The organism is Luteibacter rhizovicinus (assembly GCF_004342265.1).
Lineage (GTDB): Bacteria > Pseudomonadota > Gammaproteobacteria > Xanthomonadales > Rhodanobacteraceae > Luteibacter > Luteibacter rhizovicinus_B.
This window is the reverse complement of the sequence record NZ_SMCS01000001.1, coordinates 746,679-762,047: the sequence shown is the minus strand read 5'-3', so window position 1 is coordinate 762,047 and position 15,369 is coordinate 746,679. Positions and strand designations below refer to the sequence as shown.

13 protein-coding genes are annotated in these 15,369 nt (G+C 63.8%); 10 read left to right on the top strand and 3 right to left on the bottom strand.

Annotation, left to right across the window (positions count from 1 at the left end):
* Window positions 1–42: 42 nt before the first annotated feature.
* From EC912_RS03410 to EC912_RS03400, 3 genes are read left to right on the top strand one after another with little or no spacing between them, the layout of a single operon-like run.
* The gene (locus EC912_RS03410) at window positions 43–2,730 is read left to right on the top strand and encodes a TonB-dependent receptor (protein WP_428993077.1); all 2,688 of its coding nucleotides are present in this window, start codon (window positions 43–45) and stop codon (window positions 2,728–2,730) included.
* 37 nt (window positions 2,731–2,767) lie between these two features.
* Window positions 2,768–5,119 carry a beta-N-acetylhexosaminidase gene (locus tag EC912_RS03405; protein WP_243649116.1) on the top strand — a complete coding sequence of 784 codons (2,352 nt, stop codon included), beginning with the start codon at window positions 2,768–2,770 and terminating at the stop codon, window positions 5,117–5,119.
* Entirely contained in the window at window positions 5,116–6,189 is a 1,074-nt protein-coding gene (locus EC912_RS03400) for an acyltransferase family protein (protein WP_132141708.1), read from the top strand. The genes EC912_RS03405 and EC912_RS03400 overlap by 4 nt, the downstream gene beginning before the upstream one ends.
* A 22-nt stretch (window positions 6,190–6,211) precedes the next feature.
* On the opposite strand, the gene msrB is transcribed toward EC912_RS03400, so the two are convergent.
* The 3 genes from msrB to EC912_RS03385 form a co-directional block, all read right to left on the bottom strand.
* The gene (msrB, locus tag EC912_RS03395; protein ID WP_132141707.1) at window positions 6,212–6,616 is read right to left on the bottom strand and encodes a peptide-methionine (R)-S-oxide reductase MsrB; all 405 of its coding nucleotides are present in this window, start codon (window positions 6,614–6,616) and stop codon (window positions 6,212–6,214) included.
* Window positions 6,606–6,983: a TraR/DksA family transcriptional regulator gene (locus EC912_RS03390; RefSeq protein WP_132141706.1), complete on the bottom strand. Its 378-nt coding sequence runs from the start codon at window positions 6,981–6,983 to the stop codon at window positions 6,606–6,608. Before EC912_RS03390 ends, msrB begins: the two co-directional genes overlap by 11 nt.
* A gap of 109 nt (window positions 6,984–7,092) precedes the next feature.
* Window positions 7,093–7,857, bottom strand: coding sequence for an AraC family transcriptional regulator (locus EC912_RS03385; protein ID WP_132141705.1), 765 nt, complete (start codon window positions 7,855–7,857; stop codon window positions 7,093–7,095).
* Between the two features lie 211 nt (window positions 7,858–8,068).
* Between EC912_RS03385 and EC912_RS03380 the strand changes: the two genes are divergently transcribed.
* From EC912_RS03380 to EC912_RS03350, 7 genes are read left to right on the top strand one after another with little or no spacing between them, the layout of a single operon-like run.
* The gene (locus EC912_RS03380) at window positions 8,069–9,010 is read left to right on the top strand and encodes a proline racemase family protein (protein ID WP_132141704.1); all 942 of its coding nucleotides are present in this window, start codon (window positions 8,069–8,071) and stop codon (window positions 9,008–9,010) included.
* Window positions 8,989–10,104, top strand: a complete 1,116-nt coding sequence (locus tag EC912_RS03375; protein WP_243649139.1) for an NAD(P)/FAD-dependent oxidoreductase — start codon at window positions 8,989–8,991, stop codon at window positions 10,102–10,104. The genes EC912_RS03380 and EC912_RS03375 overlap by 22 nt, the downstream gene beginning before the upstream one ends.
* Window positions 10,101–10,352, top strand: a complete 252-nt coding sequence (locus EC912_RS03370; protein WP_132141702.1) for a 2Fe-2S iron-sulfur cluster-binding protein — start codon at window positions 10,101–10,103, stop codon at window positions 10,350–10,352. The genes EC912_RS03375 and EC912_RS03370 overlap by 4 nt, the downstream gene beginning before the upstream one ends.
* Complete coding sequence (locus EC912_RS03365) at window positions 10,345–11,634, top strand: FAD-dependent oxidoreductase (RefSeq protein ID WP_132141701.1); 1,290 nt, start codon at window positions 10,345–10,347, stop codon at window positions 11,632–11,634. Before EC912_RS03370 ends, EC912_RS03365 begins: the two co-directional genes overlap by 8 nt.
* Window positions 11,635–11,638: 4 nt before the next feature.
* Window positions 11,639–12,544 (top strand): dihydrodipicolinate synthase family protein, encoded by a 906-nt coding sequence (locus tag EC912_RS03360; RefSeq protein WP_132141700.1) that lies wholly within the window; start codon window positions 11,639–11,641, stop codon window positions 12,542–12,544.
* A gap of 1 nt (window position 12,545) precedes the next feature.
* Window positions 12,546–14,141: an aldehyde dehydrogenase family protein gene (locus EC912_RS03355; RefSeq protein ID WP_132141699.1), complete on the top strand. Its 1,596-nt coding sequence runs from the start codon at window positions 12,546–12,548 to the stop codon at window positions 14,139–14,141.
* Window positions 14,138–15,352, top strand: coding sequence for a M24 family metallopeptidase (locus EC912_RS03350; protein WP_132141698.1), 1,215 nt, complete (start codon window positions 14,138–14,140; stop codon window positions 15,350–15,352). Before EC912_RS03355 ends, EC912_RS03350 begins: the two co-directional genes overlap by 4 nt.
* Window positions 15,353–15,369 lie beyond the last annotated feature (17 nt).

Here is a 15,369-nt window from a genome sequence, read left to right as displayed (position 1 = left end):
CTGGCAGCCGCTATTGTCGCCGGATTGTGTTGTACGACAGGGATGTCGCATGCGCAGAACGCGCCGCCGCCAGAGGCGAGTACCGGTGCGAAATCCGCACCCGCTCAAACGACGGCGACGCCCGCCGATGCGAAGAACGCCAAGGATCTCTCGGCCATCATGGTCACGGGCATTCGCAGCAGCATGGCCAGATCGCTGGACACCAAGCGCAACGCCGATGCCATCGTCGACGCCATCACGGCAGAAGACATCGGCAAATTCCCGAGTACGAACGTCGCCGAAGCCATGGCGCAGATTCCCGGCGTCACGATCGACCGGCGTTTCGGCCAGGGCGAACGCGTCAGCATCGACGGCACCGATCCGAGCCTGAACCTCACTTTCCTCGACGGGCATCCGGTAGCGCAAACGCCATGGCTCGTCGGAGAACAGCCCAACCGCGGCTTCGACTACACGCTGCTGGCGCCTGAAGTGCTCGGCCGCCTGGAAATCTACAAGTCGCCGGAAGCGCGTTTGCCCGAAGGCAGTATCGGCGGCACCGTGATCATGTACACGCGGCAGCCGCTCGACCTGAAGGCGAACACCCTCACCGGCACCGTCGGCGTCAACTACGGCGACCAGGCCGACAAGACCCGTCCCAATGCTTCCGTGCTGTACAGCTGGAAGAACCCGGAATCCACGCTCGGCGCATTGGTCTCGGTTTCGCACTACGAGGAACAGACCGATCGCCAGGGCAGCGAGATATTCAACTATCAGGCAATGAGCGACGTCGCATCCGTGAATCCCACGGTGGCCGGTCTCGTTGCCAGCGGCAAGCTGGCGGGCACGGACATCATGCCCGACTCGCTTAACGCCGCGTGGTTCCAGCAGCATCGAAAGCGCGACACGTTTACAGGCACCGTCCAGTACAAGCCTACCGATCGTGTGGAGCTCTCGGCCAGTGCCCTGTACGTGCGCGAAGATTTCAGCAACTTCGAACAGTCGCTGTATTTCCAGGGAGGCAATCAGAATATCGACAGCCTCGGAGCCGCATCGCAGGGCGTGATCGGCTCGGGTCATGCCTGCGGCGTCGAAACGGCAGGCTGCGGGCCGGCCGCCGTCTACCTCGATTCGTTCGCACGCAAATCGGTGGTCACCACCAAAGGGCTGGACTTCAAGGGAAGCTATCGCGGCGATGGCTGGGAACTCAACGGACAGATCGGCGGAAGCAAGGCCAACAACACGCTGCAGGAATACTACCTCGGTGCCGTCTACGGTGGCGGCTATGGTTGGGACATCCATCGCGGCGTCACTTTCGACGACCCGAGCGCCGCGCGCGATCCCACCAACTGGGTCGAGCCCAACGGCTCCAACAGCCTGCTTCGCAATCCGCTGACCTCGCGCGATTTCTATGGTCAGCTCGATTTCAGCAAGGACTTCAACGGCCCGATAAATCAGCTGTTGATCGGCGCGCGCTACACCCGGCACAACGAAGGCTCCGACTACCGCAGCTATGCCGATGGCATCAACGCCGGGTCGCTGGCCGATGCCGGCGGCATCAGCTATACCGACATACTCGACAGCAGCGCTTTCTCCGGCTTCTCGGCCGACCAGCGTCGGCATGTCCAGACCACCGACGGCGCCGAGCGCGCATGGATCGACAACAGCCCGATCAACTGGAACGATGTCAGCGCCGCGAACTACATCAACGGCACCTGGAAGGTGCGACAGGAAGCGGAAGGCCTGTACGCGCAGGCCAATTTCGCCACCGATTCGCTGCACGGCAATTTCGGTGTCCGCTACGTGCATACCAAGATCGACGGCAACTACATCCTTGCCGACGGCACGCCTATCTATCCCGTGCCGGATGCATGGCGCAAGACGTCGAAAGCCACCTATAACGACTGGCTCCCGGCGTTCAACCTGGTCTATGACACCCAGCACGACGTCGTGCTGCGTTTCTCGGCCGCGAAGGTCATTTCGTGGGCGCCTTACAACCAGCTCGTGCCCAACACGTTCCTCAATGACGACGTGCTCAACGGGACAGGCGGCAACGGCGGACTCAAGCCGTACAAGTCGTACAACTTCAATGCCTCGGCCGAATGGTATTTCGGCGCGCAGTCGGTACTGGCCGCTTCCGTGTTCTACAAGCACGTTCTCAACTACCTCGATCAGGTAGCCAAGACCGAGCGCCAGTACAACGGATTGAACGACACCGACCACGCCAACTTCGTGTCCAAGTACGTCGATGGCCAGCTGGGCAATTGCGATGTAAACGGATTCTGCGATTACACCGTCATCCGTCCGTACAACTCGGGCGCGGGAAAAATTCGCGGCTTCACCCTGAACTATCAGCAGCCGTTCGGTGAAAGTGGCTTTGGCGTGTCGGCCAACTATACCTATACGCACGCTCGCAACACCGCGGGAGAAGCGTTGCCCTATAGCTCGGACAACGCAGTCAATTTCAGCCCTTACTACGAGAAAGGTCCGCTCACCGCCCGTCTAATATATGGCTGGCGCAGCAAGTATCTCGCGGGAGGCTTCATCGCCGGCGCGGCGCCGGCCACCGTGGATGCCTACACCGAGTTCGACGCGAGCTTCGGCTGGACCTTCAATCCCAACGTCTCGGTCACGCTGGATGCGATGAACCTGCTCGACGAGAAGTATTTCCAGTATCAGGACACCAAGCGCGAACCGCTGAACACGTACACCACCGGCCGGCGCTACATGGCGAACCTTCATTTCAAGTTTTAGGGATGGCAACACTACACACCCCATCCCGGTATGACCGATGATGGGACTCGTCGATCAACCGGTGTCGCTATCGTCTATGAAGATCCGCACGATTTTCCTGAGCGTGTTGTTGTGTTTCTCCTGTCAGGCGTTTGCCGGCGACGGCGAGCTGCCGTTGATTCCCCTGCCCGTGCAGGCGGTACCGCAGGCAGGACAGCTGACCATCGGTCCGGGCACCGTTATCCGCGTCGTCCCCTCCGACGCGGCGGCACTTCGGGTGGCGCATGCGCTGTCCGATCTGCTGGCACATTCCGGCGGCCCGACACTGGCGGTGGTGACGGAGCCGGCGGCGAATGACGATCCTGCCATCGTCATTCGCCGCCGCACGGATGCGGCGGTTACCCAGGCCGAGGGCTACACCCTGGATGTGACGTCAAAGGAAGCGAGCATCGTCGCCCGCGACGAAAGCGGGCTCTATTACGGCGCGGTCAGCCTGTGGCAGTTGTTTACCGCCCATGCGTCCGGCACGACCGCGACCGTGCCCGCCGTGCGCATCGACGACTGGCCCCGCTTCGGCTGGCGCGGTTTGATGATCGACTCCGCCAGGCATATGCAGAGCGTGGCCGACATCGAGCGGATGGTCGATCAGATGGCCCTGCACAAGCTCAACACACTGCACTGGCACCTCACCGACGACCAGGGCTGGCGCATCGAGATCAAACGCTATCCGGAGCTGACCCGCACCGGTGCATGGCGTACGCCGCCCGAAGCAGGCAAGGAAGGTACGCCGACGCGTTACGGCGGCTTCTACACGCAGGAGCAGATTCGTCAGGTCGTCGCCTATGCCTCCGCACGTCACATCACGATCGTGCCGGAGCTGGACATGCCCGGCCATGCGCAGGCTGCCGTGGCGGCGTATCCGCAATTCGGCGTCACCGGCAGGCGCCCCTCGGTGTCGGTCGACTGGGGAGTCAATCCGTATCTGTACAACGTCGACGAGCCAACCGTCCATTTTCTGGAAGGCGTGCTCGACGAAGTGATGGCGTTGTTCCCGTCGCGTTACATCCATCTCGGTGGAGACGAGGCGATCAAGGACCAGTGGGAGGCGTCTGCCGATGTGCAGGCAAAAATGCATGCGCTTGGCCTCGAACATCCCGAGCAGATGCAAAGCTGGTTGATGGGACGCTTGGGCCAGTACCTGCAGAACCACGGACGGCGCCTGATCGGCTGGGATGAAATTCTCGAGGGTGGCGTTCCCGGCGATGCCGCCGTCATGTCGTGGCGCGGCACCAGCGGCATCCAGAAAGCGATCCAGGCGGGACACGATGTCGTCGTGGCGCCCGACCCATTCCTGTACTTCGACTACGTGCAGAGCACGCGCGCCGACGAAACCGCCGGCCGTCTGCCGATGCAAACCCTGCAAAACGTCTATGCCTTCGAGGTCGTGCCTCAAGGACTGGCACCCGGGCAGGCAAAACGCATTCTCGGCGCGCAGGCCAACGTGTGGAGCGAGCACATGCCAAGCGCCGCGCATCTTCAGCACGCGATATTCCCGCGACTGGACGCACTGGCCGAGATGGTATGGACGCCCGCCGAAAAAAGGAGCTGGAGCGGTTTCCTGGCGCGCCTCCCCGCACAGCTCACCCGATATCGTCAGCAAGGCATCGGTTATGCCGACAGCGCCTTCGCGGTAACCATTGATGTGGATCGAGTACAAGCCCTGACCAGCGGCAAAGCACTCGTCACATTGTCCAATCAGGTCGGAAGCGGAACGATTCACTACACCCTGGATGGCACGCCCCCGGTTTCGGGTTCGCCCGTCTATGCGGCGCCGTTTACGGTGACGCTCCCGACGACCGTAAAGGCAGCAACGCTGACGCCATCCGGCACCGTGCTGGCCGATGCGCGTGAGCGCATTCTGGATGTTCCCCAGCTACGCACCATCGCCGGAAACGAACTGACCGCCTGTCCGTCGGAACACATCGATGAAATGCGCGCGCAGCCGACACCAGATGCGACCTCGCTATCGCCCGTCTACAACGTCAACGTATTCGACAGTTGCCGACGCACGCCACCTCTACCGCTCGATCCTATTCGCGCCGTCGTGGTCGACATTGCGCGTCTGCCACGCAATGTCGCTCTCGCGCACGATGCCCGGCTGATCGTCCGCCGCCATGCGTCATCGGTACATGGCGAGCTGGAGATTCGCGTGGATCGCTGCGACGGCCCGGAAGTATCGGTAACGAATCTGCCGGACCCGAAAAGCTCGCCTCGTCGCTTTGAACTTACGGCGGCCTTACCGCCGCTACGTGGTGCTCATACGTTATGCCTTCTCCTGACCGCATCGCCGGAAGATCCCTACTACGGCGTTACCACGCTTCGACTGCAGCAGACGACGGAACAACCATGAACACAGTAAACACACGTCTGTCGTCTATCGACGCGCTGCGCGGATGTACCGTCGCGGCGATGCTGCTGGTCAACGACCCGGGGCTCGAAGCACATGTCTATGCACCACTCGAGCACGCCACCTGGTACGGCTGCACGCCAACGGACCTGATCTTTCCGTTCTTCCTTTTCATCGTCGGCGTTTCCACCGCGCTCGCGTTCGGGCCTCGTCTCGAACAGGGCGCACCTCAGGCATCGCTCGCGCGCACCGCTCTGAAACGCGCACTGCGGATCGTGCTGCTGGGGCTGGCGATCAACGTGCTCGCATGGCTGCTTATGCCCGACGAGCGCCTGCGTATTCCCGGTGTGCTGCAACGAATCGGCCTGTGCTTCGCCGGTACCAGCCTGTTCGCCATCTACGCACGACCGCGTATCTGGTGGGCGGCCATCGCGACTCTTCTACTGGGTTACTGGGCGTTGCTGCTCGCGAGCGGCTCGCTGGAGCCATGGGTGAATATCGTCAGTCGCACCGATAGCGCCGTGTTCGGCCATACGGTCTATCAGATCGATGCCGCAACCGGCCGCGGACACGATCCCGAAGGACTGCTCGGCACCCTGCCCTCGCTCGCCACCAGCCTGCTCGGACTATGCGCGGGCCAGTGGCTACGGAAAGGACAAACGCGACATCTCGTCGTAGCCGGCATCGTTTCGGCACTCATCGCGATCGCATGGTCGCACTGGCTGCCATTCAGTAAAAACCTGTGGACGCCATCCTTCGCACTCTGGTGCGCCGGCCTGGCCATGCTGGCGGTCTGGCTATTTCATTTCCTGGTGGACCAGCATCGTCTGTTGCCACTAGGCCGCCGCTTCGGCGTCAACGCCGTGGCGGCCTACGCCGGCGCCGAAATCATGCAGATACTGATCCCCGCCAGCGGCCTGCAAAACAGGATCGAATCATTCCTGAGCACCACATCGACCAGCCTGCAACTCGATCCACGACTTTTCTCGCTAGCCTACGCCATCGTCTTTGTCGCGATCTGGTGGGTCATCGTATGGGCGATGGATCGCAGGCGGATCTATATCAAGCTTTGAGATGTCCGATCTAACCGATGATTCAATCCGGAACGAAGTTAAGCGCCACACCATTGATGCAGTAACGCAACCCGGTAGGCGGCGGTCCATCCGGGAATACGTGCCCCAGGTGGCTGCCGCAGCGGCTGCAATGGACTTCCGTGCGTTGCATGCCGTAGCTGCTGTCGACGGTGGTTTCGGTCGAACCCGGAGCCGGCGTGTCGAAACTGGGCCAGCCGGTTCCGCTTTCGAATTTCGTGCCAGAGACGAACAACTTCTGGCCGCAGCCGGCACAGGCGAAAGCGCCGGTTCGTTCTTCGTGCAGCAGGCTGCAGCTTCCTGGGCGTTCCGTCCCGTGACCGCGCATGACGGCGTACTGCTCCGGCGTCAGCAACCGGCGCCATTCCTCGTCCGTGTGCGTTACTTCGAAATGTTCGTTAGCGCTCATGATCGCGTTCTTCGTCTACGGTGTAGATGGCTTCGGGGACTGCCTCGAGTCGTGCTTTGGAAATGGGGTCGCCGCTATCGTCCGACAAGCCATAGGTGCCTTCGTCGATTTTTTCCAGCGCACGCCTGACATCGTCCAGCCGCTTGACGGACTGGTGGAACACGGCTTCGTCGTTTTCCTGGATCGCCATTTTCTCGGCGTCGTCTTCGCTTTCGCCAGCCTCGCCGCCCGCGGTGTCCTGAAGCAATCGCTCCTCCGCACCCGCCGCATCGCCCGTCCCCATCAACTGGGCACGAAGGGCGATCAATCGCAGACGCTGCGCTTCGACGAACGAAGCGCTCAGGGGATGATTCGTGGAGCTGTTCATAAAACTCTCCGTTGCTCTTGGGAGCGAGGCGTGATTATCGCCCGACTATGCGCGCAGGCAGGAAATATTTCTTGCACGGACGTGCTCCCGCCCTTCGCACCGTCACGCTTCAGCGCCGTATATAGTCGTCTGACGACACAGCGGAAACGCCCTGCCCCGTTTCGCCTCGCTCGACCCGTTGCGCCGCCACGGCGCGATAGTCGCGCGGCGTCATGCCTACGGTTGCCTTGAACTGCCGGGCGAACGCGCTCTGATCGACGAAACCGCAGGCCAGTCCGATCGATGCGACCGTGTCGTTGCCTCCCAGTAGCCTCATCCCCGCTTCGATCCGGAGTTTGGTCAGCACCTGTTGCGGCGTGAGCTGGAATACGCGCCGGAAGTGCCGCTCCAGCTGAGCGACCGAGAGATCGGCCAACCCGGCGAGCGTGTGCACGCGCACGCCCTCTGCATAGTGCTGCTGCATATAGCTGAGCACCCGTCGCAGACGATCATAGGTGGGATGGCGTCCGTCCGGTTGGCCCAGGTCGCGCGAGATGCCGATCACGCCGCGTATCTCGCCACGCACTCGCAACGGCCGCTTGCAGGTCAGGCACCAGCCCGGTGTCCGATTGGTGAAGATGTGTACTTCGAGCTGGTTCTCGATCACCTCGCCGCTCAGTACGCGCTTGTCCTGCGCCGCATACGAGCCGCCCATGGTGGTGGGAAACAATTCGGTGACGCTCTTGCCGATCACCTCGCTGCGCCCTTTCAGGCCCAGCCGGCGCACCAGGGTCAGATTGGCGTGCGTGTAGCGCGCCGCGACGTCCTTTACGAAGAACACCACATCCGGCAGCGCATCGAACAGCGGCTCCAGTTCATCGGCTGAAATCTTCATACGTGTTATGTGCTCCCCGACCGGTGGCGACGGCGTTTTCGGCATTGCAAAGCGCTTGTGCACTGCATCATAAACAGCAATTTACCCGCTTGCGCAAGTAGGTACCCCAAAAACGGGGATTTTGCTCCGCTCCGGCCGTTATGCCGAATTCCGCATTCAATGACAGCAAGGCTTTCTAGACGCCCGGTGGCGGTGACGCGAGCATGAAGCCATGCACACCATCGACTTCATCGACTCGCACACCGGCGGCGAACCCACCCGGGTCGTGCTCGCAGGCTTCCCCGATCTGGGCACCGGCACGCTGGCCGAACGGCGACGCCTTTGTCGCGACCGCCACGACCACTGGCGCCAGGCCATCGCCTGCGAACCCCGTGGTTCGGACACCATGGTCGGTGCGCTGCTGGTGCCGCCCCAGGACCCGCATGCCTGCGCCGGGGTGATTTTTTTCAACAATGTCGGCTACCTCGGCATGTGCGGACACGGCACGATCGGCGTGATCCGCACGCTGCGTTTCCTCGGCCGCATCGGACCGGGACGTCATCTGCTGGAGACGCCGGTGGGCACGGTCGGCGTGGAACTGTACGAAGACGGACGGGTGGCGATCGACAATGTCGAGAGCTACCGCTACGCCGCGAACACCGTGCTCGATGTGCCCGGCTACGGCAACGTGCGCGGCGACGTCGCCTGGGGCGGCAACTGGTTTTTCATCAGCAACGATGCCCCGCTGCCCTTGACCCTGGCCCATCGACGCGAGCTGACCGCCTATACCGAAGCGATCCGCAACGCACTCGAACGAGCCGGCATTACCGGTGCCGATGGCGCGGAGATCGACCATATCGAACTCAACGGCCCGCCTGGGCAGGACGATGCCGACGCGCGCAATTTCGTGCTCTGCCCCGGCATGGCCTACGACCGCTCGCCGTGCGGTACGGGCACCAGCGCCAAGGTGGCCTGCCTTGCGGCGGACGGCAAGCTGGCGCCCGGTCAGGTCTGGCGCCAGGGCGGGATTCTCGGCAACGTATTCGAAGCGCAGTACGTCCCCGGCACACGCGGCGTGCTGCCGCGGATTACCGGTAGCGCATACATCACGGCGCAGGGGCAGTTGCGGATCGACGATACGGACCCGCTGGCCTGGGGTATCGGCGCGGCGTGAAGACTTATGACCTGATCGTCGTTGGCGCGGGCATCGTCGGTGCGGCATGCGCGGACTACGCCAGTGCCGAAGGCCTGCGCGTGGCGATCGTCGAGCCGGGTCCGGTCGGTGGTGGCGCCACCGCCGCCGCCATGGGTCATCTGGTGGCGATGGACGACGATCCGGCCGAACTCGCGCTGTCGCGTTACTCGCTCGAGCTGTGGGAATCGCTGAGCAACCTGCCGCAAGCCGAATTCAGCCGCTGCGGCACATTGTGGGTGGCCAGCAACGAACGGGAACTGGCGAGCATCCCGGCCAAGCGCGCACGCCTGGCTGCCGCCGGTGTGGAAACCGAAGCGATCGACAGCGACACCCTGTATCGGCTGGAACCGGCGCTGGCGCCGGGCTTGGCCGGCGGCATGCGCGTGCCTGGCGAAGCGGTCGTTTATCCCCCTGCGGTAGCCCGGCACCTGGTCGATCGCGCGGTCGAGCGCGGCGCCCGGATGTATTCGCGGCGTGTTGCACACATCGAATATGGCGGCGTCCGGCTGGACGACGACACTCGCCTGCAAGGTCCGGCACTGATCGCTACCGGCTGTGCTCTCGCTCAACTGCTGCCCACGTTGCCGCTACGCGCGCGCAAAGGTCATCTGGTCATTACCGATCGCCATCCGGGCCTTGTGCATCATCAATTGCTGGAACTGGGCTATGCCGACAGTGCGCATGGCGATGCCGATAGCAGCGTCGCCTTCAATGTGCAGCCGCGCCCGACCGGACAGATCCTGATCGGTTCCTCACGCGAGTTCGGCAGTTCGACGCCCGAGGTATCGCTGCCGATGGTGCGCCGCATGCTGGCGCGAAGTTTCCGGTTTCTTCCCGCGCTACGTCAGCTCGACGCGCTACGCATCTGGACCGGTTTCCGGCCGGTCAGTCCCGACGGACGTCCCTATCTGGGCCGCGTGCCGCACGAGCACCAGCTATGGGTCGCCGCAGGACACGAAGGTCTTGGCATCACCACCTCGCTGGGCAGCGCGCGACTGGTGGTCGACCAGCTACTGGGTCGCGCCACCGCAATCGACGCCAGTCCTTACGATCCCGCGCGGGTCGTGGCATGAACGCCATCTCGTCTATCCGCCTGTTCGTCGACGATCAACCCGTCGACGTGCCGGCAGGTGCGAGCGTGGCGGCGGCCATCGCCACGCTTGGCATTTCATTCCGCCGCTCGGTAAGCGGTCAATGGCGTGCGCCGCTGTGTGGCATGGGGGTGTGTTTCGAATGCCGCGTACGCATCGACGGCATCGCGCAACAACGCGCCTGCATGTGTCCGGTACACGACGGCATGCGGGTATCCACCCATGAATGAGTACTACGACGTTCTGGTCGTCGGCGCCGGTCCGGCGGGACTGGCCGCCGCGCAGGCCGCCACGAGCCATGGCGCACGGGTCGGACTGATCGATGCGCAAGCCACCGCTGGCGGCCAGGTATGGCGTCACGATGTGCGACATGCCGCACCGTCGTTGGCTCGCCGAAGTATCGGGGGGGCGCTGACGCATTCGCGCGTGGACTGGCTGGCGCGAACGCAGGTGGTCGCCGTGGAAACCGGCAGCCTGTTCGTGGAAGATCCTCGGCGCGGCAGCCGGCTGGACTATGGCGCACTGGTTCTTGCGACCGGTGCGCGCGAATTGTTGCTGCCCTTCCCCGGCTGGACCCTGCCCGGCGTCACCGGCGCCGGTGGCTTGCAGGCGCTGGCCAAACAAGGCTGGCCGCTGGCCGGTCGCCGCGTACTGATAGCCGGCAGCGGACCGTTACTGCTGGCTGCCGCCGCCACCGCAAAACGCCACGGCGCGACCGTACTGGGTATTTACGAACAGGCCGGTGCCGATGCGGTGCGTCGTTTCGCCGGCTCCCTTTGGCGCTGGCCGGCCAAGGCGATCCAGGCGGCGCTGCTTCGCGGCCAGCTGGCTGGCGTGCCGTATCGTTGCGGGAGCGTGGTGCGTCGTGCCCTTGGCGACAGCACCCTGCGCACCGTCGAACTGGAAGGCCCGCACGGAATCGAACAGGTTCCATGCGATCAGTTAGCCATCGGCTACGGTCTGCTACCCAATGTGGAACTGGCGCAACTGCTGGGCTGCGAATTGCGATGGGAAGGCGCGCATCCCCAGGTGTCCACCGACATCTGGCAGCAAACGAACATCGACACCGTCTACGCGGCGGGTGAAGTCTGTGGCATCGGCGGTCGCGACAGCGCACGCGTCGAAGGAGCGATCGCCGGACATGCCGCCGCCGGCGCACGATCCGCCGCCATGGCCTTGCAACCCCGTCGACGCCATGCCCGCGCTTTCGCCGAGGCGCTGCGTACACGCTTCGCACTCGACGCCCGCGTATATGCACTGGCCACACCGGACACGCTGATCTGTCGTTGCGAAGACGTCGCGCTTTCCGATATGGACGGCTATACGGATACACGCAGCGCTAAGCTCGCCACACGTTGCGGCATGGGCGCGTGCCAGGGCCGTATCTGCGGCGCCGCGCTGGCCGAACTTGGCCGATTTTCGGGCGGCGGGCAACGCCCACCGCTGTTTCCAGCCCGGCTATCCACGCTGGGCGATACCGACTTTTTTCCCCTTGCAACGATCGAGGAATGACTGCATGAACAACGCTTCCCTATGGCACGGTGTACTGCCCGCCATCACCACACCCTTCACCGCCGACGGCCAGGTCGATCACGCCTTCCTTGCAAGCCACGCACGCCAGATGATCGATGCCGGCGGCAAGGGTATCGTGCCGCTGGGTTCGCTGGGCGAAGCCGCGACGCTGAGCTTCGATGAAAAGCTCGCGATCCTGCGCACGCTGGTCGAAGCGCTCGACGGACGCGCGCCGGTAATTCCCGGCATCGCGTCCCTGTCCACGGACGAAGCGGTGAAGCTGGCGAAAGAAGCCAAGTCGATTGGCTGTCGCGGCCTGATGGTGTTGCCGCCCTATGTGTATTCCACCGACTGGCGTGAAATGGGTGCCCATGTGCGCGCCGTGATCGGCGCCACCGATCTGCCGTGCATGCTTTACAACAACCCGGTCGCTTACAAGACCGATTTCAGCCCGGCGCAAATGGCCGAACTGGCCGCCGAGTTTCCGAATCTTCAGGCCGTCAAGGAATCCTCCGGCGACGTGCGTCGTTTCGCTGGCATCCGCGCGCTGCTGGGCGATCGCCTGCAGTTGCTGGTGGGCATGGACGATGCAATCGTCGAAGGCGTCAGCATGGGCGCGGTGGGCTGGGTCGCGGGACTGGTCAATGCCTACCCGAAGGAATCGGTAAAGCTGTTCGAGCTGGCCCGCGATGGTGGCCCCAAGGCCGCCGAGTCGCTGTATGCCTGGTTCCTGCCCTTGCTACGCCTGGATACCGTGCCGACCTTCGTGCAGCTGATCAAACTGGTGCAGGAAAAAGTCGGCATGGGTAGCGAACGTGTACGCGCACCGCGCCTGCCGGTCGCCGGGGTCGAGCGCGATGCCGCACTGAAGGTTATCGATCGCGCTATCGCTACTTACCCGGGACATTGAGATGAATGCTTTCGAGCCCGTGCTGATAGGCGGTGCCTGGCGCGCACCGCTCGATCCGCAAGGCGGATTCCGTGCCGAAGACCCGAGCCGGGCGACCGCCATCGGACCGGATTTTCCGGTCAGTGGCCCGGCGGACCTCGAAGCTGCGATGCGCGCCGCCGTGGCGGTGGCCGATGAACTGGCAGCCACGCCGGCCACTCGCATCGCCGATTTCCTCGATCGCTATGCCGATGCGATCGACGCGGATGTCGACACGCTGGTTGCACTGGCGCATGCCGAAACCGCGTTGCCCGTCGAACCGCGACTGCGCACGGTGGAACTGCCACGCGCCAGTGGCCAGCTGCGGCAGGCGGCGAAAGCGGTACGCGGTTACACATGGACCCAGCCGACCATCGACACCGTCGCGGGTCTGCGTGCCCACCGGGCGCCGCTCGCCAAACCGGTGCTGATCTTCGGCCCCAACAATTTTCCGTACGCCTTCAATGCGATCGCCGGCAGCGATTTCGCCTCGGCGATTGCCGCGCGCAATCCCGTCATCGCCAAGGCGCATCCATCGCATCCCGCCACCAGCCAGCGGCTTGCTCAGTTGGCGCATACCACGCTCACGGAAGCGGGTTTGCCTGCCGCAGCGGTGCAGTTGCTGTATCACTTCGACAATGCCCATGGCATCGGACTCGCTGGCGATACGCGGCTGGGTGCGATCGGCTTTACCGGAAGCCGTACAGGCGGACTGGCACTGAAGGCCGCCGCCGATCGCGGCGGCGTGCCGATATATGCGGAGTTGTCGAGCGTCAATCCGGTCTTTCTTCTGCCCGGCGCACTGGCCGAACGAGGCGATGCGCTGGCGCAGGAATTCTTCGCTTCATGCGTCATGGGCAGTGGCCAGTTCTGTACGAACCCGGGCATCGTCGTCGTGCCCGAAGGACCGCGAGGCGATACTTTCGTGACCAGCGCCCGCGCGCTGTTCGCCGCTGCCGCACCGAAGGTGCTGTTCTCGCGCGGCGTACGGGACAATCTGGTCCGTGCGGTCGCCGATTTGCGCGAGGCGGGAGCGACGGTGCTGGCCGGCGGCGGAACAGGCGAAGGCGACGGCTATCTCCATGAACCCACCTTGCTCGTCGTCGACGCGGAAACCTTCAAAGCCTCGCCCGGCGCATTGCAGACCGAGGCATTCGGGCCGGTCAGCCTGATCGTGCGGGCTGCCGATACGCAAACGATGGCAGCGCTTGCCACGACGTTCGAAGGCAACCTCACCGGCACCCTGTATCGCGCCGCCGACGGCAGCGACGATGCGGCATGGCAAACGATTGCCCTGGCGTTGCGTCACAAAGTCGGCAGGCTGATCGCCAACAAAATGCCGACCGGCGTCGCGGTAAGCGCGGCGATGAACCATGGCGGGCCCTATCCCAGCACCGGCCATCCGGGATTCACCGCCGTGGGTATGCCTGCGTCGATCCATCGCTTTGCCGCGTTGCACAGCTACGACGGCGTCCCCGAAGCGCTGTTGCCGATCGAACTTCGCGATCGCAACCCGGGCAATGTGCAACGGCTGATCGATGGCCGCTGGAGCCAGGACGACATCGGCGGCAAAGCATGAGCAACGCGCAAATTGGTGGCCTCAGTCCTGTCGACGCGCAGGCGGCGTTGCGTCCGTGGTCCGCTCGCGCGCCGGCCATCGGCGCCGACGAATACCAGCAGCGGCTGGATCGGGCGCGCCGGCTCATGCGCGAACGGGGCGACGATGCGCTGCTCATCACGGCCGGCACGTCGCTTCGCTACTTCGCAGGCGTGCCCTGGGGTGCCAGCGAAAGACTGGTGGCACTGCTGGTAACCATGCACGGGGAGCCCGTGCTGATCTGCCCTGCCTTCGAAGAAGGATCGCTCAGCCATGAGCTGAAAATTCCCGCCCGGTTGCGGATGTGGGAGGAACACGAAGATCCCCAGGCGCTGGTGGCGAACCTGCTAGCGGAACGTGGCGCGCATCGACTGGCGCTGGACCCGGCCGTATCGTTCCTCGTGTACGAACGGTTGCGCAAACAACTGGGGCAACGCGCCATCGTCGATGCGAGCGAAATTGTCGACGGCTGCCGCATGAGGAAATCACCCGCCGAACTGGCGCTGATGCGGCAAGCCACCGCGATGACCCTGCAAGTCCATCGTCTGGCCGCCGGCCTGATTCGCGAAGGGATCGGTACCGGCGAAATCAAGCGCTTTATCGATCAGGCCCATCGTGCCCTGGGCGCGGATGGCGGATCGACCTTCTGTATCGTTCAGTTCGGACATGCCACCGCCTATCCGCATGGCATTCCCGGCGAGCAGTTCCTCGGCGAGAACGAACTGGTGCTTATCGATACCGGCTGCAGCGTGCACGGCTATCAGTCGGATATCACACGTACCTACATCTTCGGCAAACCGACCGCCGAGCAGGCGCGCATCTGGGATCTCGAGCAGGCAGCGCAACAGGCCGCGTTCGACGCGGTGCGACCGGGTGTGCTTTGCGGCGATGTCGATGCCGCCGCGCGTCGCGTACTCGAGGCGGGTGGCCTCGGCCCCGACTATCGATTGCCCGGCCTGCCCCATCGCACGGGCCATGGCTGTGGCCTGAGCATTCATGAAACGCCTTATCTGGTGCGTGGCGACAACACGCCGTTGGAACCGGGTATGTGTTGCAGCGACGAACCGATGATCGTCGTGCCCACGCGTTTCGGTATCCGTCTGGAAGACCATTTCCACGTTACCGAAGAAGGAGCCGCCTGGTTCACTCCGCCATCGCCCGCGATCGACCAGCCATTCGCGATCCATGCCTGAGTACGCCGCCCCTGCCC